This window comes from Actinomadura rugatobispora (genome assembly GCF_042656285.1).
GTDB classification, from domain to species: Bacteria; Actinomycetota; Actinomycetes; order Streptosporangiales; family Streptosporangiaceae; genus Spirillospora; species Spirillospora rugatobispora.
The window spans coordinates 1-19,627 of record NZ_JBHSON010000100.1 but is presented as its reverse complement, the minus strand read 5'-3'; the positions used below and the strand labels follow the sequence as shown (position 1 = coordinate 19,627).

Sequence of the window (19,627 nt, the reverse complement as noted above, 5' to 3'; positions counted from 1 at the left end):
GTGACAAGAGTGACATGAGGGGTAAACGGGTCATTGGTGAGAATATGCCAACGAACAAGGTTGTGAGGTGGATAGTTACCTAACGTAGCTGGGATGCCCGGCCTGACGGGGCTTGTCCGTGGATGCGGGCCCGTCGAGCGTCTTGGCAGACCCGGTGGGCGGTACAGGTTCGCCGAACTAACCCGCTGGTCAGGTGGTTATGACCTGCGTCGGGAGGAGGTGCTCCCATGCGCTGCGGTCACGTGGATTCACTGCTCGTGAGCGGGCCCCCCGGGGCCGGACGCGGTGTGGAAGGCCTTCCCGATAACGGTCCGTGAGTATTTCCTCGCCCCACCCCCCTGACATTCGAGGCGTAAGGGGTTAGCGTTCCTGACATGGCACCCGCCCGGGTCCGTGGTTGCGTCGGATCGCAGTGCTCGTCGAGAGCACGGCAGGCGGTCCGGCAAGCCGATGCCAGGCGCAGGCGAAACGGCCCACGTAAGGCGACTTCTCGTCGACCGATCACGGTGCGCCTTAGAGGTGAGTCCTGCCCCGGCGGGGGATCCGACATCCCCCGCACAGGGAGAAGGGCAGTAGTGGCGAGAGCGCCGCGAGCCCCTCAGCAGGCGGATGTGGGGACGAAGACCAGGTCGGCCGGGCGGGTGCGACCCCATCGGGTCGCGGTGTTCGTTCCGCGCGCCAACGGCGGCGGGACGGGTGGACAACGCAATCGGGAGAAGGGGGTTCTCGCGTGGACATCATCGTGAGGGGCCGTCACACCGACGTCAACGACAGGTTCCGGCGTCACGTCGACACGAAACTGGCCAAGATCGAACGACTCGCCACCAAGGTCAGGCGCGTGGACGTGGAGGTGTCGCAGGAACGCAATCCGCGCCTCGCCGACCAGCGGGAGCGGGTGGAGCTGACCATTCGCTCACGCGGCCCGGTGATCCGGGCCGAGGCGGCGGCCGACGACCGTTACGGAGCCCTCGATCTGGCGCTGGACAAGCTGGAGTCCAGGCTGCGCCGGGAGAGCGACCGCAGGAAGGTGCACCACGGCAGCCGGGCCCCGGCCAAGCTCGCCATGATGGAGGCGCTCCCCGACACCACCGCCGACGCCGTACCGGCACCGCAGCAGTCGCCGAAGAACTCCGCGAAGGCGGCGGCCGCCCCCGAGGAGGCCGAGGCCGACGCCTACGAGGCGGTCGACTCGGCGATGGACGAGCAGCTCGTCCCGATCCCCATGGAGGGCGAAGGCCCCCTCATCGTCCGCGAGAAGTTCCACGAAGCCGAGCAGATGGGCATCGAACAGGCCCTTTTCGAGATGGAATTGGTCGGTCACGACTTTTTCCTCTTCCGGGACAAGGCCACAGGGCACCCCTCCGTCGTATACAGGAGGAGAGGCTGGGACTACGGCGTCATCCGCCTTGTCGAAGAGTGATGTGGCACATGCGCCACGTCACCGCCAAGAGCGTGCCATGATCTAGAAAGGCGTAACTCGAAGCAAGCCGCGGACGCGGTGGTCCGGGGGCGAGGGGTCGTGTGCCGAGTGCGCGCCCGCGGAGCGGGCCCTCGGCGGGCGATCCCGCCCCGGACCCGCCCGCCCGCGCACCCCTCCGCACGACCCGAGACCACCGAAACCGAAGGGGGGAAGCGGCGTACCTCCACGCCGCGACTCAGGTGAGCGAGAATCCCCAGGCTCGCGGCGCCGCAGCGGTGCCCCGTCAGGCCGCCGCCGGCGACACCAAGGCCGGCGAGGGCACCGACCCCATCCGCGTCCTCATCGTGGACGACCACGCGCTGTTCCGCCGCGGCCTGGAGATGGTCCTGCAGGGCGAGGACGACATCGAGGTCATCGGCGAGGGCGGGGACGGTCACGAGGCCGTCGAGATGGCCGGCGACCTGCTGCCCGACGTCGTCCTCATGGACATCCGGATGCCGCGCCGCAGCGGCATCGAGGCCTGCACCGCCATCAAGGACGCGGCGCCCAGCGCCAAGATCGTGATGCTGACGATCAGCGACGAGGAGGAGGACCTCTTCGAGGCCATCAAGGCCGGCGCCAGCGGCTACCTGCTCAAGGAGATCTCCATCGACGAGGTCCCGCAGGCGGTGCGCGCCGTGCACGGCGGCCAGTCGCTGATCAGCCCCTCGATGGCGTCCAAACTGATCACCGAGTTCGCCGCGCTCGCCAAGCGCAGCGAGGAGCGCACCCAGCAGGTCCCCGCGCCCCGCCTCACCGACCGGGAGATGGAGGTGCTCCGGCTGGTCGCCCGCGGCCTGGGCAACCGGGAGATCGCGCGCGAGCTGTTCATCTCCGAGAACACCGTGAAGAACCACGTCCGCAACATCCTGGAGAAGCTGCAGCTGCACTCCCGGATGGAGGCCGTGGTCTACGCGGTCCGGGAGAAGCTCCTCGAGATCACCTGAGGGGAACCTCCCATGACGACCACCGGGCGGGGCCGTGGATGAGACACCGGCGGCGCTCAGGGCCGGAATCCTCGGCGCCGCCTTCCGGCGAAGGCCCCCGGTGGGCCCTCTTCCCGGGCACATCGCGCCGTACGCGGCCCAGGTCTCCACCTTGGACGTCCTGCTGGCCGAGCTCGACGGGCCCGACTGGTCGGCCGTGGTCATCTACGACTGGAACGTGCAAGACGTGGTGGCGCACCTCATGGCCACCGACCGCCTCCTGGCCGACCAGCTCAGCGGCGAGCGCCCGCCCGAGTCGGACGTCGACGCCCGTACCGCCGCCGCGATCACCTCCGAGCGCGCGCACAGCCCCGAGGAGACCCGCACCGCCTGGCGCCGGCACGCCCGCGACCTCTGCACCCGCCTGACCGGCCCCGGCACCCCTGACAAGGTCTGGATCCGCCAGCCGCTACGCCTGGAGAACGCCGTGGTCGCCCGCGCGTTCGAGACCTGGGTCCACGCCACGGACATCGCCGCCGCCGTCCGGCGAAGCCTGCCCGTCCCCTTGCCCGACCACCTGCACGCCATCGCCGACCTGGGCGTCCGCTCCCTCCCCGCCGCCCTCGCCGCCCGCGGGATCGAGACCACGGGGACGGCGCGCGTCCTACTCGAAGGCCCGGGCGGCGGCGACTGGCTCGTCCCGCTCGGAGACGACCACCCGCGAACAACGCTTCGCTTGGACGTCCTGGACTTCTGCATGCTGGCCGCCGACCGCCGCACCCCCGCCGAGGTGGACGCCGCCATAGAGGGCGACCCGACCCTCGCCCACCACCTCCTGGCAGCAGCCCCCGCCTTCGCAGGCCCCTGAAAACCGGACACGCACCCGCCCTCGGCGGCACGCCACGGCTCACTTAGCCGCCTCCGCACTCTGGCGCCCCCCACTGGACCCTTTGCGCCGACGGGCACTCCCGCCGACCAAGCCGAGCCAGCACCCACTTCGACAAGCACTCATGTTCAGTTCGCCCTGCCGCTCCGCGTGGCGGGTGGGTGAGGGCAACCGGCAATGTTGGTTTGTCGGTGTTGTGCTTTAGCATCGCGGGCGTGGACGAGATCGAGCTGACGGCGGACGAGGTGCGGCGGCTTCAGTTGCGGGCGCAGGGGTTGCTCGGGCAGGGGTTCCGGCGCGGTGGCGGGGTCAAGGGGCTGCTGGGCGGGCTTGGGGCCGTGCAGCTCGACACGATCTCCGTGCTGGCGCGCTCGCACGAGCTGGTGCCCTACGCGCGGCTCGGCCCGGTCGGGCGGGACGCGGTGGAGGCGGCCTACTGGGGCGACGGGACGGGTTTCGAGTACTGGGCGCACGCCGCGTCGGTGCTGCCGATGGAGGACTGGCCGCTGTTCGCCTTCCGGCGCAGGGCGTACCGGCGGCGGGGGTGGCGCTGGCACAAGGTTCCCGAGGGCGTGACCGGCGACATCCTCAAGCGGCTCCGGGTGGACGGCCCGCTCACCACCAAGGAGCTCGGCGGGGCGAAGGCGGGCGGCGACTGGTGGCAGTGGAGCGACCAGAAGATCGCGATCGAGTGGCTGCTGGACATCGGCGAGGTGGTGTGCGTCCGCAGGGTCGGGTGGCGGCGCGTGTACGACCTGGCCGAGCGGGCCGTCCCGGCGCGGCTCCTCGAGCGGGAGCCCGACGACGCGGAGTGCCTGACGCGGCTGGTGGAGCGGACGGGGCGGGCGCTGGGCGTGGGGTCGCGCGCGGATCTGGCGGACTACTACCGGATCAAGGCCGACCAGGTCGAGCAGGTCGTGGAGGCCGCGGGGCTCGTCCCGGTGCGGGTCGAGGGGTGGAAGAACGGGGCGTGGGCCGACCCGGAGGCGCTGGGGGCGCCGGTGCGGGGGCGGCACGCGACGACGCTGCTGTCGCCGTTCGACTCCCTGGTGTGGGATCGGGCCCGGACGTCGCGGGTGTTCGGGTTCGATCACCGGCTGGAGGCGTACGTGCCCAAGGCGAAGCGGGTCCACGGGTACTTCGTGATGCCGCTCCTGGCCGGTGGAAGGTTGATCGGACGGGTCGACCCGGGCCGCGAGGGCCGCACGCTCGTCGCCAGGCAGGTGTCGTTCGAGCCGTGGGCGACCAGGACGGCCGCTCGTGCGGAGGCGTCGGTGGCGGCGCTGCGCACGGCGTTGCGGCAGGCCGCGTCCTGGGTCGGCTGCGATGACGTGCGTGTCGAGCGGATTCACCCGGTTGAGGCGGGTACGGCCCTGTCGGCGCTGGGGCTCGACACGCCCGGGTAGGGGAGAACGCCCCCGGCTTTGCGGCCGGGGGCGGGGTTCAGCCGTGGGGGTGGGTCTGGGGGTCGGTGGCGCTGGGCTTGTCCAGGGTCTCTCCGGCGGCGCCGCCGCGGCGCTTGGTGGTGCGGCCGCCGAAGACGGAGTAGTCGACGATCTCCGGGATGACGCGGGGGGCGTCCACCACCACGTCGGAGAAGATGTGGACCGCTCCGCCCACGATGAAGCCGACGACGACGATCGCGACCCCGGCCCAGAACATGATCCAGGACGGGCCGACGCACAGTGCCACGCCGCCGACGATGAAGCCGGCGACCATGATGCCGACCGCGATCCACGAGCTGGGGCGGCCCGCGTGCGAGCCGTGGTGGTCGTCGTGCGTTTTCTCGGTCATGCTCACGCTCCCTCGGATCTGCACCGACAGATCTTCCTCCGACCCGCCGGGTCAAACGGGACGCGCTGTGGATTGCGTCGCGACGTGACCTAGACCATTCTGGGTCTCGCCTACGATGGGCATCGTACGTGTGGTGTGCGTACCGCCGGGAGCGGTGACCCACGATCTGCAAGGAGCCTCCGAGAGTGCCGCCAGTCATCGATAAGATCCTTCGTGCGGGCGAAGGAAAAATCCTGCGCAAGCTCAAGAAGCTCGCGGATCAGGTCAACTCGATCGAGGACGACTACCTCGAGATGAGCGACGCCGAGTTGCGCGAGCAGACCGAGAAGTTCCGGGAAGAGTTCGCCGAGGAGGTGGCGAAGCTCACCGACAAGGGCAAGTCCGAGAAGGACGCCGAGAAGGAAGTCCTGGACGAGCTCCTGCCCTACGCCTTCGCGACCGCCCGTGAGGCCGCCCGCCGCGTACTGGGCCAGCGCCACTACGACGTGCAGGTCATGGGCGGCGCCGCGCTGCACCTGGGGAACATCGCCGAGATGAAGACCGGTGAGGGCAAGACCCTCACCTGCGTGCTCCCGGCGTACCTCAACGCGCTGGCCGGCAAGGGCGTGCACGTGGTCACGGTGAACGACTACCTGGCCAAGCGCGACGCCGAGTGGATGGGCCGCATCCACCAGTTCCTGGGCCTCGAGGTCGGTGTCATCCTCCCGCAGATGACTCCGGACGAGCGCCGGGTGGCCTACAACTGCGACATCACCTACGGCACGAACAACGAGTTCGGGTTCGACTACCTGCGCGACAACATGGCGTGGAGCCTGGAGGAGCTCGTCCAGCGCGAGCACTACTACGCCGTCGTCGACGAGGTCGACTCCATCCTGATCGACGAGGCCCGGACCCCGCTGATCATCTCCGGGCCGGCCGAGCAGAACTCCAAGTGGTACGGCGAGTTCTCCAAGATCGTGCCGCGGCTGAAGCGGGCCGAGCTGGTCAGCACCGCCGGGCAGGTCGACCAGTACGGCCCCGGCGACTACGAGGTGAACGAGAAGAAGCGCACGGTCGGCATCACCGAGTCCGGCGTGGAGAAGGTCGAGGACTGGCTCGGCATCGACAACCTCTACGACTCGGTGAACACGCCGCTGGTCAGCTTCCTGAACAACGCGCTGAAGGCCAAGGAGCTGTACAAGCGCGACAAGGACTACGTCGTCATGAACGGCGAGGTCCTGATCGTGGACGAGTTCACCGGCCGCATCCTGCACGGCCGGCGTTACAACGAGGGCATGCACCAGGCCATCGAGGCCAAGGAGGGCGTGCCCATCAAGGACGAGAACCAGACGCTCGCCACGATCACCCTGCAGAACTACTTCCGGCTGTACGGCAAGCTCAGCGGGATGACCGGTACCGCCCAGACCGAGGCGGCCGAGTTCAACAAGACCTACAAGATCGGGGTCGTGCCGATCCCGACGAACAGGCCGATGGTCCGCGACGACGTCGCGGACGTGGTCTACAAGACCGAGCAGGCCAAGTTCGAGGCGTGCGTCGACGACATCGCCGAGCGGCACGAGAAGGGCCAGCCGGTCCTGGTCGGCACCACGTCGGTGGAGAAGTCGGAGCGGCTGAGCAAGATGCTCAAGCGGCGCGGCGTCCCGCACCAGGTGCTGAACGCCAAGCACCACGAGCAGGAGTCGGCGATCGTCGCGGAGGCGGGCCGCAAGGGCGCGGTCACCGTGGCGACGAACATGGCCGGCCGCGGCACCGACATCATGCTCGGCGGCAACCCCGACTTCCGCGCCGACCTGGAGCTGCACCAGCGCGGGCTGTCGCCGCTGGAGACTCCGGAGGAGTACGAGGCGGCCTGGCCGGAGTCGCTGGAGAAGGCCAAGGAGGCCGTGAAGGGCGAGCACGAGGAGGTCGTCGAGGCGGGCGGCCTGTACGTGCTGGGCACCGAGCGGCACGAGTCGCGGCGGATCGACAACCAGCTGCGCGGTCGTTCCGGCCGGCAGGGCGACCCGGGCGAATCCCGGTTCTACCTGTCGCTGGAGGACGACCTGATGCGGCTCTTCAACTCCGCCCGGGTCGAGTCGATCATGACGCGGCTGAACATCCCGGACGACGTCCCGATCGAGTCCAAGATCGTCTCGAATGCGATCCGCTCGGCGCAGAGCCAGGTCGAGCAGCAGAACTTCGAGATGCGCAAGAACGTTCTGAAGTACGACGAGGTGCTGAACCGGCAGCGCGTGGTCATCTACGCCGAGCGCCGCAAGGTGCTGGAGGGCGCCGACCTCCACGAGCAGGTCCGCAACATGATCGACGAGGTCGTGGACGGCTACGTGGCGGGCGCCACCGGCGAGGGCTTCGCCGAGGAATGGGACCTGGACAAGCTCTGGAAGGCGTTCAAGCAGCTCTACCCCATCTCGGTGGCGGTGGACGACCTGGTCGAGGAGGTCGGCGGGGAGATCTCCGGGCTGGACGCCGAGACGCTGGCGGAGAAGATCCGCGAGGACGCGCAGGCGTCGTACGACAAGCGCGAGGAGGAGCTCGGCGCGGAGGTCATGCGCGAGCTGGAGCGGCGCGTGGTGCTGTCGGTGCTCGACCGCAAGTGGCGCGAGCACCTGTACGAGATGGACTACCTGCAGGAGGGCATCGGCCTGCGGGCCATGGCGCAGCGCGACCCGCTGGTGGAGTACCAGCGCGAGGGCTACGACATGTTCAACGCCATGCTCGACGGCATCAAGGAGGAGTCGGTCGGCTACCTCTTCAACCTCGAGGTGGAGGTGGAGGAGCAGCCGGAGTCCCCGGTGGTCGGCACCAAGGTCATCGAGGTCTCCACGACCGCCCCGGCGAAGGCGCCCGCGGACGAGGACGAGGACGAGGAGGTGTCGCTCGCCAAGGGCGAGAAGGACACCGTGCCCTCCGACGAGGAGGAGACCGAGGCCCCCGTCATCCGCGCCAAGGGGCTCGACAAGCCGAAGCGGGCGAAGAAGCTGGAGTACTCCGCGCCGACCGTCGACGGTGAGGGCGGCGTCGAGCACCACAGCGAGGACGCTCCGGACGAGTACGCCGGTGTCTCCCGGAACGACCCGTGCCCGTGCGGTTCGGGCAAGAAGTTCAAGCGCTGCCACGGCGACCCCCGCAACAAGTAGGGGCGTTCGGCAGGCCGCCCCGGTGTGAAGCGGGGGCGTGAGGACGGAAAGGCGGCGGCCTTCGGGGATGCATATCCCGGGAGCCCGCCGTCGCTTTCCCTGATGGCCGCTTCTTCACGGCCGTCTCTTAACCTGGGGCGTCGCTTTCTTTCTGACTGCCGGTTTATGGCCGTTGTATTGCTGTGGTCTCTATGGCGGTGCACCGCCAGCGGCCGCGGTGGTGGTCCAGGCGTAGCGCGAGTGCGTGGGTGCGGCCGTTCAGGACGACCACCGCCGCGATTTCCAGCACCCCTGGCGTCGGCTCCTGGAGCAGTGTCCGGGCGATGCGCGGAGGCGTGATCGGCCCGCGCCGCCGTGCGGCCAGGGCCTGCCACACGTCCGGGACGGCGCGCTCGGCGAGGTGGCGCGGCGGTCGGGTGCCGGCCAGGACTTCCAGGACGAGCCGCACGATGGCCGCCGCCTCCTCCTCGTGGGACGGGCGGCGGTCGTCGTCGCCGACCAGGGAGAGGTGCGGTCTTCGCGGTGCCTCGGGCGGCGCCTGCCGTGCCAGAGCCAGGGAGCCGTCCGTGGCGGGCGCGCCACCGTCCTGGACGATGCGCACGACGGTGAGCCGCCGGGCGGCCGGGCTGGACGTGCCGGGACGGAGTTCGGCTCGGGAACGGTGACGGCGGTCGGGCATGAAGGCGCCTCCTGGCGGTGAGGAATCGCTCACCAGAGCGCAAGGCGGGGAGGCCGATACCGGCTGGCCGTATCCGGTCATCCGCGCACGGAGAACGGCGGCGGGCGTTGTGTGGGGACGCCCGCCGCCGTTCCGGAGCGGGCCCTCCCGAAAGTGTGGGAGGAAGGAGGGCCCGCTTTTGGGGGAAGGTCCGTCAGGTGGTGTCCTCCGCGGCCGGCCTGGCCTCGGTGCCGCCCTTCGGGCGCTTGTCCGTCTTTCCGGCGCCGGCCAGTTCCGGTGACGCGCCGGGATCGGCGGCCACCGACTCCTCGCCCTCGGGTTCCCGTCCCGGGGTGGCGAAGTCGAACTTCTCGATGAGGAACTTGAAGATCACGTAGTAGAGCACGAAGTAGATCACTCCGAGCCCCACGATCAGCGGCAGTCCCTTGGTGTTGTCCTTGGTCATGTTGAGCAGGAAGTCGATGCCGCCCGCGGAGAAGCTGAAGCCGAGCTGGGCTCCGGCGGCCTCCAGCAGCGCCATCGAGATGCCGGTCAGCACGACGTGCACCGCGTACAGGACCGGGGCGACGAACATGAACGCGAACTCGATCGGCTCGGTGACGCCGGTGACGAACGCGGTGAGCGCGGCGGAGATCATGATGCCGCCGACCGCGGGCCGCCGGTGCGCGGGCGCCGCCCGCCAGATGGCCAGGGCCGCGCCGGGCAGGCCGAACATCAGCACCGGGAAGAATCCGGCGAGGAAGCCGCCCGCGTCGGGGTCGCCGGCCAGGTAGCGGTTGATCTCGCCGTGCACCACGCCGTCGGGGCCCTGGTAGTCGCCGAACACGAACCAGATCAGCGAGTTGGGGATGTGGTGCAGGCCGAACGGCAGCAGCAGCCGGTTGACCACTCCGTAGATGCCGGCGCCGGCCGCGCCCGCGCCGGTGAGCCAGTTGCCGAAGTCGGTCAGCCAGGCGCCGAGGACCGGCCAGAGGAACCCGATGACGACGCCCAGGCCGAGCGCGGCGACCGCGGTGATGATCGGCACGAACCGGCGGCCGCCGAAGAAGGCCAGCCAGGTGGGCAGCTTGATCCGGTAGAACCGCTGGTAGAGCAGCGCGGCCAGGACGCCGATGAGGATGCCGCCCAGCACGTCGGTGGGGTTCTTGGCGCCCCAGTCGATCACTTCGGTCGGCGCCCCGTCGACGACCTTGGTGATGAGGACCTTGCCCTTGAGCTCGTCGCTGTAGGAGAACATCACCTTCGACACCCGGTCGAAGACGAGGTAGCCGACCACGGCGGCGAGCGCGGTGGAGCCGTCGGCCTTGCGCGCGAACCCGATGGCCACGCCGACCGCGAACAGCAGCGGTAGCGCGGCGAACAGCGCGTCGCCGGCGTTGCCGACGACGTTGGCGACCTCGTTCCAGCCGAGCCCGTCCTTGCCGAGCATGTCGGCCTGGCCCAGCCGGAGCAGCAGGGCGGCGGCCGGCAGCACGGCGATCGGCAGCATGAGGCTGCGCCCGATGCGCTGCAGCACGGCGAGGGCGCTCGACCCTCGGCGTGGCGCAGCGCTCCCGTCCACTGCGGTTGTCGAACTCATCAGGGGTTCCTCCAATACCGGGGTTCTTCCTGGGGGTTCCGAACCGGTCGGCGTCTGGGGCTAGGTGCGCTTGGGCGGGTTTCCGAGGGCCGTGTGGACCTGGTAGCGGTCGGCCCGGTAGGTCGACACGCCCAGTTCGGCGCAGACACCTCCGGAGTAGGAGCGGCGTTGCAGGAGCAGCACGGCGCTGCCCCGGGAGATCTGCAGGTGCCTGGCCTCGGCGGCGTCGGCCAGCCCGGCGTCGATGGTCTGGTCGCCGGCGTCGAAGACCAGTCCGTAGACCGCCTCCAGGACCCCGTACAGGGAGCGGTCGGCCAGCCTGCGGTCGAGCAGGTCGGGGGCCAGGGAGGCGAGGATGTGCGAACGTTCCAGCGCCATCGGCTCGCCGTCGGCGGTGCGCAGCCGTTCGATGACGTGGACGGGGGTGCCCGGCTCGACCTCGAAGATGCGGGCGAGCCTGGCGTCGGCGGGGACGGTGCGGCGGTCGAGGTCGACCGCGCCCGGCCGCAGCCCGCGGGCCAGCATGTCCTCGGTGAACGAGACGAGCCGCAGCGGCATCTCGATCTTGGGCCTGGCCACGAAGGTGCCCTTGCCCGGGACGCGGTAGAGCCGTCCCTCCGAGACGAGCTGGTCGACGCCCTGCCGCACGGTCATCCGGGACAGCCCGTAGCGGCCGCACAGCTCGCGCTCGGAGGGGATCGGAGCGTCGACGGGCAGCTCCGAGCCCTCGATCATGTCGAGCAGGATGGCCCGGAGCTGGAAGTACTTGGGCACCGGGCTGTGCGGGTCGATGGTCGTCACGGGCTTCCTCGTGGCCGGGCCGATGAGTGGAGTTACCGGTTCGCCGTCTTCGCCTTGTTAGTGCTGGTCTAGGCCGGACTAGACCACAGCCCTCGAAGCCCTGTCAATGCACGAAAGGATAACGGCCGGATCGCGTCACGGGCCCGCCAAGATCGGAGAATTCGCAGGTCACAGCCGGTCGGCGGAAGGCGGGCCGGACGTCGGGCGGCCGGGCCCCCCGGGCGCCGCCCCGGGCCGGTGCCGGTCCGGACGCGACGCCGAGCTGTTACGTCGCGCTATCTGTCGCTCCATCTCTTTCGTGGAGTATGGTGCGTACTGGTCTAGTCCGGACTAGACCAGTACCTGACCAGTCGGCCGCCGGCGCGGCGGGACAGAGAGTGCGCACGCATGGCATCACTCCTCATCACCGCGAGCAGTTTGATCACTTCTCCCGGGGACGGCGGTCCCACCCGCGTCCTGTCCCCGGGATACGTCCGCGTGGAGAACGGAGTGATCACCGAGGTCGGCGAGGGACGCCCCGCGGGCGCGCCCGCGGTCGACCTGGAGGGCGGGCTGCTGGCCCCCGGCCTGGTCGACCTGCAGGTGAACGGGTTCTACGGGCACGACCTGGTGGACGCCGACGAGACCGGCTGGCACACGGTCGTCCGGCGGCTGCCCGAGACCGGCGTCACCGCGTTCCTGCCCACGTTCATCACCGCGCCCGTCGAGATCCAGGCCGCCGCGCTGCGCCGCGCCCGCGACCTGCTGCCCGGCCTGCCCAAGGACGGCACCCGCGTGCTGGGCGTCCATCTGGAGGGGCCGTTCCTGTCGGCCGAGCGCAAGGGCGCGCACAACGCCGACTGGCTCACCGACCCCACCCCCGAGGCCGTCGCGACGCTGCTGGAGACCGGGCTGGTCAGGCTGGTCACGCTCGCCCCCGAACGGGACGGCGCGCCGGCGGCGATCCGCACCCTGGCCGCCGCGGGCGTGCTGGTCAGCGTGGGCCACAGCGACGCCACCGCCGACCAGGTCGCGGCCGCCGCCGACGCCGGGGCCCGCAAGGTCACCCACATCTTCAACGCGCAGTCCGGCGTCCACCACCGCGACCCGGGCGTGGCCGTGCAGGCGCTCATCGACGACCGGCTGAGCCCCGGTCTCATCGTCGACCTGCACCACGTGGCGGCGCCCGTCTGCCGGATGGTGTTCCGGGCCGCGGCCGGACGGACCGTGCTGGTCACCGACGCCGCGGCGTCCGCCGGGATGCCGCCCGGCACCTACGAGCTCGGCGGCGAGCCGATCACGATGCCCGCCGAGGGCCCGCCGCTGCGCGCCGACGGCACCATCGCCGGCTCCGGGCTGCGGCTGGACGAGGCGGTCGCCAACGCGGTCGCGATCGGCGTCGACCCGGTCACCGCGGTCGACGCCGCCACCCGCGTCCCGGCCGACCTGATCGGCCGGACCGACCTGGGCCGCATCGCCCCCGGCGCGGCGGCCGACCTGGTGTGGCTGGGGCCCGACCACCGGGCGCATGCCACCTGGATCGCCGGGGAGAGAGTCTTCGGAGGGGCATCATGACCACGACCGGCCCGACCCGGATGCGCACCGAGATCGGGCAGCAGCCCGAGGCGCTGCGCCGCACGATCGACGGCCTCCTGCCGCGGCGGCCGGAGATCGCGGCGCTGGCGCGCGAGTCGCGGCAGGTGCTGTTCATCGCGCGGGGCTCGTCCGACAACGCCGCCGTGTACGGCCGCTACCTGGTGGAGTCGCACGCCGGGCGGCTGGGCACGCTGGCGGCGCCGTCCATCGCGACCGCCTACGGCCGCAGGCTGGACCTGTCGGGGGTGCTGGCGGTGGCGATCAGCCAGTCCGGCAAGACCGAGGAGATCGTGGAGACGCTGGACTGGGCGGCCGGCTGCGGCGCCCGGACCGTGGCGATCACCAACGGCGCGAGCTCGCCGCTGGCCGAGGCCGCCGAGGTCGCGCTGGTCACCGACGCGGGCGAGGAGCTGGCCGTCCCGGCGACCAAGACCTACACCACCCAGCTCGCCGCGCTGGCGGTGCTCGGCCTCGGCCTCGGGCCCGGCGAGGGGGCGGACGCGGACGACCTGCGCCGCGTCCCGGACGAGGTGGGGCGGCTGATCGCGCTGACCGAGGCGTCCGAGGAGCTGCCCGCGATCGCCGCGGAGCTGGCCGAGGTGCAGGGCGCGGTCGTGTCGGGCCGCGGCATCGCGTTCGGCACCGCGCTGGAACTCGCCCTCAAGATCAAGGAAGCCTGCTACCTGCACGCGATGGGCCTGTCGTACGCCGACCTGCTGCACGGCCCGATCGCCGTCGTGGACGACCGGACCCCGGCGCTGCTGGTGGCGGCCGAGTCCGGCCCGACCCTGCAGGGCACGATCGCGCTGGCGCACCGGGTCCGCGGGGCGGGCGCCCGCGCGTACGGTGTGGGGGGTGGACGGGGGCTCGCCGAGGCGTGCTCGCGGTCGCTGCCGGGTCCGTCCCTGCCCGAGTGGGTCGCCCCGCTCGGGCTGATCGTGCCGGGGCAGATCCTGGTGGAACGGCTGGCCCGCGAGCTCGGCGTCGACCCCGACGTCCCGCGCGGCCTCAACAAGGTGACCCAGACCGACTGACCGTCCGGAACCCCCGCCTCCGCCGTGGGGCCCCGATCCGCGCAAGAGAAAACGGAGTGAACATGGACAAGGCCGAGGCGATCCTCGCGGCGCTGGGCGGCGCCGACAACATCGTCGAGATCGAGCCCTGCGCCACCCGGCTGCGCACCGAGGTCGCGGACGCCGCCAAGGTCGACGACGCGGCGCTGAAGGCGGCCGGGGCGTTCGGCGTGATGCGCAGCGGCCGGGTCGTGCAGGTGGTGGTGGGCCCCGAGGCCGACACCATCGCCAGCGACATCGAGGACATCCTGGACTGACCCCCCGACCGAAGGAGTCCGGAGCAATGACGCGTGTTCTCTCCCCGGTCGGCGGCCGGGCGGTGGGGCTGGCCGGCGTGCCCGACCCCGTGTTCGCGCAGGCCATGGTGGGCCCGGGCACCGCGATCGACCCCGAGCGCGGTCCCGGCCAGGCGCTGTCCCCGGTGGACGGCAAGATCGTCAAGCTGCATCCGCACGCGTTCGTGGTCGTCGACGCGGAGGGCCACGGCGTGCTCGTCCATCTGGGCGTGGACACCGTGCAGCTGAAGGGCGCGGGCTTCCAGCTGCTCGCCGCCGAGGGCGACCAGGTGGTCGCGGGCCAGCCGCTGGTCGGCTGGAACCCCGCCGAGATCGAGGCGGGCGGCCGGTCGCCGGTGACCGCGGTGGTGGCGCTGGACGCCGGCGCCGACGCCCTCAGCCAGGTGGTGGAGTCCGGTGCGGTCGAGAGGGGGGCCGAGCTTTTCGTGTGGAGCTGAGCGCCGCCGTCTTCGACCTGGACGGCACGCTGATCGACACCGAGCCGCGGAACCGCGTGATGTGGACCTGGCTGTTCGAGGAGCACGGCGCCGCGCACGACCCGGCGGTGATCGCCTCGTTCGCCGGGCGGCGCGGCCGGGAGGTGCTGGCCGAGCTGCTGCACCTGTTCCCGGGCCGCGGCGTCGAGGAGCTGTACCAGCAGGCGATCTCGTACGAGCACGGCCCGGGGGCGCCCGCGGTGGCGCCGGTGCCGGGGGCGGCCGACCTGGTGCGGGCGCTGCACCGGGAGGGCGTCCCGCTGGGCGTGGCGACCTCGGGGCAGCGCCCGTACGCCGAGGGCCTGCTGAGCGAGCTGGGGCTGCGCGAGTGCTTCGCGGCCGTGGTGACCGCCGACGACGTGACGACGGGCAAGCCCGACCCCGAGGGGTTCCTGGCCGCGTGCGCCGGGCTGGGCGTGCCGCCGGAGCGGGCCGTGGGCTTCGAGGACGCCCCCGCCGGGGTGGCCGCGGTGAAGGCCGCGGGTATGACGTGCGTGGGCGTCACCACGACGCTGCCCGCCGAGGCGCTGGCGGGGGCCGATCACGTCGTGGCGAACCTGAAGGAAGTGGACGTCGTCCCGGGGCCCGCGCTGCGGGTGACCGGTGGCCGGGGCCCCATGAGACCGGTCCGATGAGATCCGGGCCGTACCGGGAAGCGATGACGAGGGAGTTGCTGTGACCGAGCGCAAGGTCAAGATCGAGTCCAAGGTGGGGCTGCACGCGCGGCCGGCCGCGCTGTTCGTGCAGACCGCCGCCAAGGCCCCGATGGACGTCACCGTGGCCAGGCGCGGGGGCGCCCCCGTGAACGCCAAGAGCATCCTGGCCGTGCTGGGCCTGGACGCCCGCCACGGCGAGGAGGTCGTCATCAGCGCCGACGGCGAGGGCGCCGACGAACTGCTCGACAGTCTGGAGGGGCTGCTGAACAAGCCGGAGCCCGAGGGTGCCTGAGCCGCTGCGGGGCGCCGGTGTCAGCCCCGGGATCGGGGCGGGCCCGGTCCGTACCGTCGCCGGCGCGGTCCCCGAGCCGCCCGCCGGCGACCGGCACGGCGGTGACGCGGCGGCCGAGAAGCAGCGGGCGCTGGCGGCGCTGGAGGCGGTCGCCGCCGATCTGGAGGCCCGCGGCGAGCAGGCCGCCGCGCGGGGCAACAAGGACGGCCAGGAGGTCCTGGGCGCGCAGGCGCTGATGGCCCGCGACCCGGGCCTGGCCGACGGGGTGGCCGCCAAGGTCGACGAGGGGACGGCCGCGCCCCGGGCCGTCTTCGAGGCGTTCGGCGTCTACCGCGACATGCTCGCCGGGGCGGGGGAGTACCTGGCCGCCCGGGTGGCCGACCTGGACGACATCCGCGACCGCGCGGTCGCCCGGCTGCTCGGCCTCCCGATGCCGGGCGTGCCGGAGTCGGACGAGCCGTTCGTGCTGGTCGCGCGGGATCTGGCGCCCGCCGACACGGCGCTGCTGGACCCCGCGCTGGTGGTCGCGTTCGTGACCGAGGAGGGCGGCCCGACCAGCCACACCGCGATCCTGGCCCGCACGATGGGCGTGCCCGCCGTGGTGGCGCTGCCGGGCGCGACCGGGCTGCCCGAGGGCGCCCGGGTGCTGGTCGACGGCGGCGCGGGCACGGTGCTGGTCGGCCCGGCCGACGAGGAGGTGGCGGCGGCGCGCGACGCCGCGTCCGCGCGTGCCTCGCTGCTGATGGAGGTCACCGGGCCGGGCGCCACCGCGGACGGCCACCGGGTGCCGCTGCTGGCCAACATCGGCGGGCCGCGCGACGTCGAGGCCGCGGTGATGAACGGCGCCGAGGGCGTCGGGCTCTACCGCACCGAGTTCCTGTTCCTCGACCGTGCCACGCCCCCCGGCGACGAGGAGCAGGAGCGGGCGTACCGGGAGGTCCTGGAGGCGTTCCCGGACGGCCGCGTGGTCGTGCGGACGCTGGACGCCGGAGCCGACAAGCCGCTGGCGTTCCTGCCGCCGCCCGGGGAGGAGCCCAACCCGGCGCTGGGCGAGCGGGGGCTGCGGATGGCGCGCCTGCACCCCGACGTGCTGCGCGGCCAGCTCGCCGCGCTGGCCCGGGCCGCGTCCGGGGCGTCGGCGAAGCTGGAGGTCATGGCGCCGATGGTGACGGACGCGGCGGAGGCCGCGTTCTTCGCCGGTGCGTGCCGCGACGCCGGGATCGAGTATCCGGGCGTCATGGTCGAGGTGCCCGCGGCGGCGCTGCGCGCCCGCGACCTGGCGCCGGAGGTGGAGTTCTTCAGCATCGGCACCAACGACCTGACCCAGTACGCGTGCGCCGCCGACCGGCAGATCGGCGGGCTCGCCGGGTTCCAGGACCCGTGGCAGCCCGCCGTGCTCGACCTGGTGGCGATGGCCGCCGGGGCGGCCGGCGAGGCCGGGAAGGGCTGCGGCGTCTGCGGTGAGGCGGCGGGCGATCCGGCGCTGGCGTGCGTGCTGGTCGGGCTGGGCGTGACGTCGCTGTCGATGAGCGCGCCCACGCTTCCGCTGGTACGGGCCGCGCTGGCCCGCCACACGCTGGACCAGTGCCGCGCGGCGGCGGGCGCGGCGCGGGCGGCCCGGTCGGCCGCGGAGGCGCGGGAGAGCGCCCGGGCCCTGCTGCCCGTCCTGCCGGAACTCGGTCTCTGACAGGGCCGGGGACGGGTCCGGAGCCGGCCGGGCCGTCCCTGGCCGGTTCCGGTCAGCCGATGATGAGCCAGCGGGCCCCGGTCAGCTGGAGCGTGTACCGGGCCGCGATCACCCCTCCGGGACGGGCCGGCGCGGTCTTCCACCGCAGGTCCTCGAAGCGCACGGTGACCTCGCCGTCCCCCGGCCCGGCCTCGGCCGCGGGGACGGTCACGCCGCGCAGCGCGGTGACGTCCTCGGCCCGCAGCCTGCTCCTGACCTGGGCGAGTCCCGTACGGCAACCGCCGGGCCGGCCGAACGTGGCGCGCTCGTAGGCGGGCGACAGGGAGGCGCACACCTTGACGTCACCGGACGCCACCCCGCGCAGGTACTTGTAGAGCACCACCCTGGCGGCCTTCGTCCGCGCGGCCGGCGCCGCCGCCGCGGCGGTCGCGGCAGGATGCGCGTCGCCGGGCTCGGGCGTCAGCGGGGGCATGGTCACCTCGTCGGTCCCTCCGCACGCGCTGAGGGACGCGCCGAGCGCCACGCCCACGCCCAGGACCGGCAGCGCGAGCGGCACCGGGCGGGCCCGGAGCGCGCCGAGCGCCCGGAACGCCCTGGACGTCCGGAACGGGGAGCGGGGGAACACGGGACCTCCTGCTGCGATACGAGGCACGGCCGTCGCGCGATCTTCCCAGGCTCCGGGGCGCCCGTCCACACGGTCACTGCATTCGGTGCGCGTCCGATCACCCGCCGTCGACGACCGCCCGGCGCCCGCGGCGCTACTGGTAGGTGAGCCCGTGCCCGAACGGCCGTCCGCCCGCCTTCACCGGCAGCCTCCCGGCGGGCTTCACCGTGCCCGCCAGCACCTTGCCCAGCGCCATGACGGCCGCCGACCCGGAGGAGTAGGTCGCCAGCGTCGCCGCCGCCCCGGTGGAGCGGTCGAGGTCGTACGGGCTGCCCAGCGCCGCGACCACCACCGGCTTGGGCCCCGGGGAGCGGATCCGCGCCGCGGTCGCCGCGCCCGCGTTCAGCGTGGTGAGCACGACGACGTCCGCCGTCGCCGGGGACGCGGCGAGCCGGACGCCGTTGCGGCGCAGCGCGTCCATGAGGGCGTCCCCGCGCGGCCCGATGACCTGGACGGTCCGGTTCCTGAGGGGCAGCAGCCCGGAGTCGTTGCGCACCAGCGTGACCGCGCGCTCGGCGATCTGCCGCGCCGTGGCGCGGTGCGCCGCGGCCCCGACGACCGCGTCCGCGCGGGCCGGGTCGGCGGTGGTGCCGCGGAACAGCCCGCGGGCCTCCTTGAGCCGCAGGATCCGGGTGACGGCGTCGTCGAGGCGGGCGCGCGGGATCGTGCCGTCGCGCGCCGCGCGCAGCACGGCCCCGTAGGAGGTGGCCAGCCGGGGCGGCATGAGGAGCTGGTCGGCGCCCGCGTTGACGGCCCGGACGGCGACCGCGCCGTCGCCGTACTTCCTGCGCGCGCCCTGCATCTGCAGCGAGTCGGTGACGATCACGCCCTGGTGGCCCAGCCGCTGCCGCAGCAGCCCGGTCAGCACCGTCTTGGAGAGCGTGGCGGGGTCGCCGGAGCTGTCGAGGCCCGGGACGACGATGTGGGCGGACATGATGGCGTCCACGCGGGCGCGCACCGCGGCCTGGAAGGGCGGCGCGTCCACGCGCTCCCACTCGGCGCGGGTGTGCGGGATGACGGGGAGCCCGGTGTGGCTGTCGGTGGCGGTGTCGCCGTGGCCGGGGAAGTGCTTGGCGGTGGCGGCGACGCCGGCGGACTGGTAGCCGCCGATGGCCGCGGTGAGCAGCTGCGACACCAGCGCGGGATCGGACCCGAACGAGCGGACGCCGATCACCGGGTTGGCGGGGTTGACGTTGACGTCGGCGACGGGGGCGTAGTCCTGGTTGATCCCGACCGCGCGCAGCTCGGTGCCGGTGATCCGGGCGGCGGCCTGGGCGTCCTGGGGGTCGCGGGTGGCGCCCAGCGCCATGTTGCCGGGGAAGCGGGTGAGGAACGGCGCCCGGCTGACCAGGCCCTGCTCCTCGTCCACCGACAGCAGCAGCGGCAGCTCGGAGGCCTGCTGGAGCGCGTTGGACTGCCGGGCGGTCGCGGCGGGGCCGCCGGCGAAGTTGGCGGGGAAGTAGATGAGCCCGCCGACGCGGTAGCGCTTGATCATGGCCCGGGCGTCGGCGGCGCTGGCGAAGGTGGGGACGAACAGCTGCCCGACCTTCTCCTCAAGGGTCATCTCGGCGACGTGTCCGGCGATCCAGGCGCCGGGCGCGGGGGCCGCGGCGGACGGCGCGGGCAGCGACGCGCCGGCGCCCGGGG

General features: G+C 72.6%; 18 protein-coding genes. 12 read left to right on the top strand and 6 right to left on the bottom strand.

Translation table 11 applies throughout. The annotated features are described in order from the left end of the window. Nucleotides 1–730 precede the first annotated feature (730 nt). From hpf to ACFPZN_RS45755, 4 genes are all read left to right on the top strand, one after another. Complete coding sequence (hpf, locus tag ACFPZN_RS45770) at nt 731–1,420, top strand: ribosome hibernation-promoting factor, HPF/YfiA family (RefSeq protein WP_378289499.1); 690 nt, start codon at nt 731–733, stop codon at nt 1,418–1,420. Nucleotides 1,421–1,659: 239 nt separating this feature from the next. Further along, a complete protein-coding gene (locus ACFPZN_RS45765) occupies nt 1,660–2,406 on the top strand; it encodes a response regulator (protein ID WP_464041728.1) in 747 nt (248 codons plus the stop codon). A 34-nt stretch (nt 2,407–2,440) separates the two neighbouring features. Continuing rightward, nucleotides 2,441–3,253, top strand: a complete 813-nt coding sequence (locus tag ACFPZN_RS45760; protein ID WP_378289495.1) for a maleylpyruvate isomerase family mycothiol-dependent enzyme — start codon at nt 2,441–2,443, stop codon at nt 3,251–3,253. A 233-nt stretch (nt 3,254–3,486) separates the two neighbouring features. Beyond that, nucleotides 3,487–4,677, top strand: coding sequence for a winged helix-turn-helix domain-containing protein (locus tag ACFPZN_RS45755; RefSeq protein WP_378289493.1), 1,191 nt, complete (start codon nt 3,487–3,489; stop codon nt 4,675–4,677). A gap of 37 nt (nt 4,678–4,714) precedes the next feature. Here ACFPZN_RS45755 and ACFPZN_RS45750 read toward each other — a convergent pair whose 3' ends face one another. After that, nucleotides 4,715–5,065 (bottom strand): HGxxPAAW family protein, encoded by a 351-nt coding sequence (locus tag ACFPZN_RS45750; RefSeq protein ID WP_378289491.1) that lies wholly within the window; start codon nt 5,063–5,065, stop codon nt 4,715–4,717. A gap of 185 nt (nt 5,066–5,250) precedes the next feature. Here ACFPZN_RS45750 and secA point away from each other — a divergent pair, with 185 nt between their 5' ends. Then, complete coding sequence (secA, locus tag ACFPZN_RS45745) at nt 5,251–8,202, top strand: preprotein translocase subunit SecA (RefSeq protein ID WP_378289489.1); 2,952 nt, start codon at nt 5,251–5,253, stop codon at nt 8,200–8,202. A 163-nt stretch (nt 8,203–8,365) separates the two neighbouring features. Here the strand turns inward: secA and ACFPZN_RS45740 are convergent, their stop codons facing one another. The 3 genes from ACFPZN_RS45740 to ACFPZN_RS45730 all read right to left on the bottom strand — a co-directional run bounded on the left by ACFPZN_RS45740 (nt 8,366) and on the right by ACFPZN_RS45730 (nt 11,261). Further along, nucleotides 8,366–8,881, bottom strand: a complete 516-nt coding sequence (locus ACFPZN_RS45740; protein ID WP_378289487.1) for an Rv3235 family protein — start codon at nt 8,879–8,881, stop codon at nt 8,366–8,368. A 193-nt stretch (nt 8,882–9,074) separates the two neighbouring features. After that, nucleotides 9,075–10,460 carry a PTS transporter subunit EIIC gene (locus tag ACFPZN_RS45735; protein ID WP_378289485.1) on the bottom strand — a complete coding sequence of 462 codons (1,386 nt, stop codon included), beginning with the start codon at nt 10,458–10,460 and terminating at the stop codon, nt 9,075–9,077. 60 nt (nt 10,461–10,520) lie between these two features. Then, complete coding sequence (locus ACFPZN_RS45730) at nt 10,521–11,261, bottom strand: GntR family transcriptional regulator (protein ID WP_378289483.1); 741 nt, start codon at nt 11,259–11,261, stop codon at nt 10,521–10,523. Between the two features lie 387 nt (nt 11,262–11,648). Here ACFPZN_RS45730 and nagA point away from each other — a divergent pair, with 387 nt between their 5' ends. From nagA to ptsP, 7 genes are read left to right on the top strand one after another with little or no spacing between them, the layout of a single operon-like run. Further along, entirely contained in the window at nt 11,649–12,815 is a 1,167-nt protein-coding gene (gene nagA / locus ACFPZN_RS45725; protein WP_378289481.1) for an N-acetylglucosamine-6-phosphate deacetylase, read from the top strand. Then, nucleotides 12,812–13,870 carry an SIS domain-containing protein gene (locus tag ACFPZN_RS45720; protein WP_378289479.1) on the top strand — a complete coding sequence of 353 codons (1,059 nt, stop codon included), beginning with the start codon at nt 12,812–12,814 and terminating at the stop codon, nt 13,868–13,870. The genes nagA and ACFPZN_RS45720 overlap by 4 nt, the downstream gene beginning before the upstream one ends. Beyond that, the gene (locus tag ACFPZN_RS45715) at nt 13,867–14,166 is read left to right on the top strand and encodes a PTS sugar transporter subunit IIB (protein WP_378289536.1); all 300 of its coding nucleotides are present in this window, start codon (nt 13,867–13,869) and stop codon (nt 14,164–14,166) included. Before ACFPZN_RS45720 ends, ACFPZN_RS45715 begins: the two co-directional genes overlap by 4 nt. Nucleotides 14,167–14,192: 26 nt before the next feature. Beyond that, nucleotides 14,193–14,642 carry a PTS sugar transporter subunit IIA gene (locus ACFPZN_RS45710; protein ID WP_378289477.1) on the top strand — a complete coding sequence of 150 codons (450 nt, stop codon included), beginning with the start codon at nt 14,193–14,195 and terminating at the stop codon, nt 14,640–14,642. Continuing rightward, a complete protein-coding gene (locus tag ACFPZN_RS45705; RefSeq protein WP_378289475.1) occupies nt 14,633–15,316 on the top strand; it encodes an HAD family hydrolase in 684 nt (227 codons plus the stop codon). Before ACFPZN_RS45710 ends, ACFPZN_RS45705 begins: the two co-directional genes overlap by 10 nt. Before the next feature lie 40 nt (nt 15,317–15,356). Then, the gene (locus ACFPZN_RS45700; RefSeq protein WP_378289473.1) at nt 15,357–15,629 is read left to right on the top strand and encodes an HPr family phosphocarrier protein; all 273 of its coding nucleotides are present in this window, start codon (nt 15,357–15,359) and stop codon (nt 15,627–15,629) included. Further along, complete coding sequence (gene ptsP, locus ACFPZN_RS45695; RefSeq protein WP_378289471.1) at nt 15,622–17,316, top strand: phosphoenolpyruvate--protein phosphotransferase; 1,695 nt, start codon at nt 15,622–15,624, stop codon at nt 17,314–17,316. The genes ACFPZN_RS45700 and ptsP overlap by 8 nt, the downstream gene beginning before the upstream one ends. Before the next feature lie 52 nt (nt 17,317–17,368). Here ptsP and ACFPZN_RS45690 read toward each other — a convergent pair whose 3' ends face one another. Beyond that, nucleotides 17,369–17,941: a hypothetical protein gene (locus ACFPZN_RS45690; RefSeq protein WP_378289469.1), complete on the bottom strand. Its 573-nt coding sequence runs from the start codon at nt 17,939–17,941 to the stop codon at nt 17,369–17,371. 133 nt (nt 17,942–18,074) lie between these two features. Then, nucleotides 18,075–19,627, bottom strand: a 1,553-nt coding sequence (locus ACFPZN_RS45685; RefSeq protein WP_378289467.1) for a glycoside hydrolase family 3 protein, incomplete at its 5' end; no start/stop codon positions are given.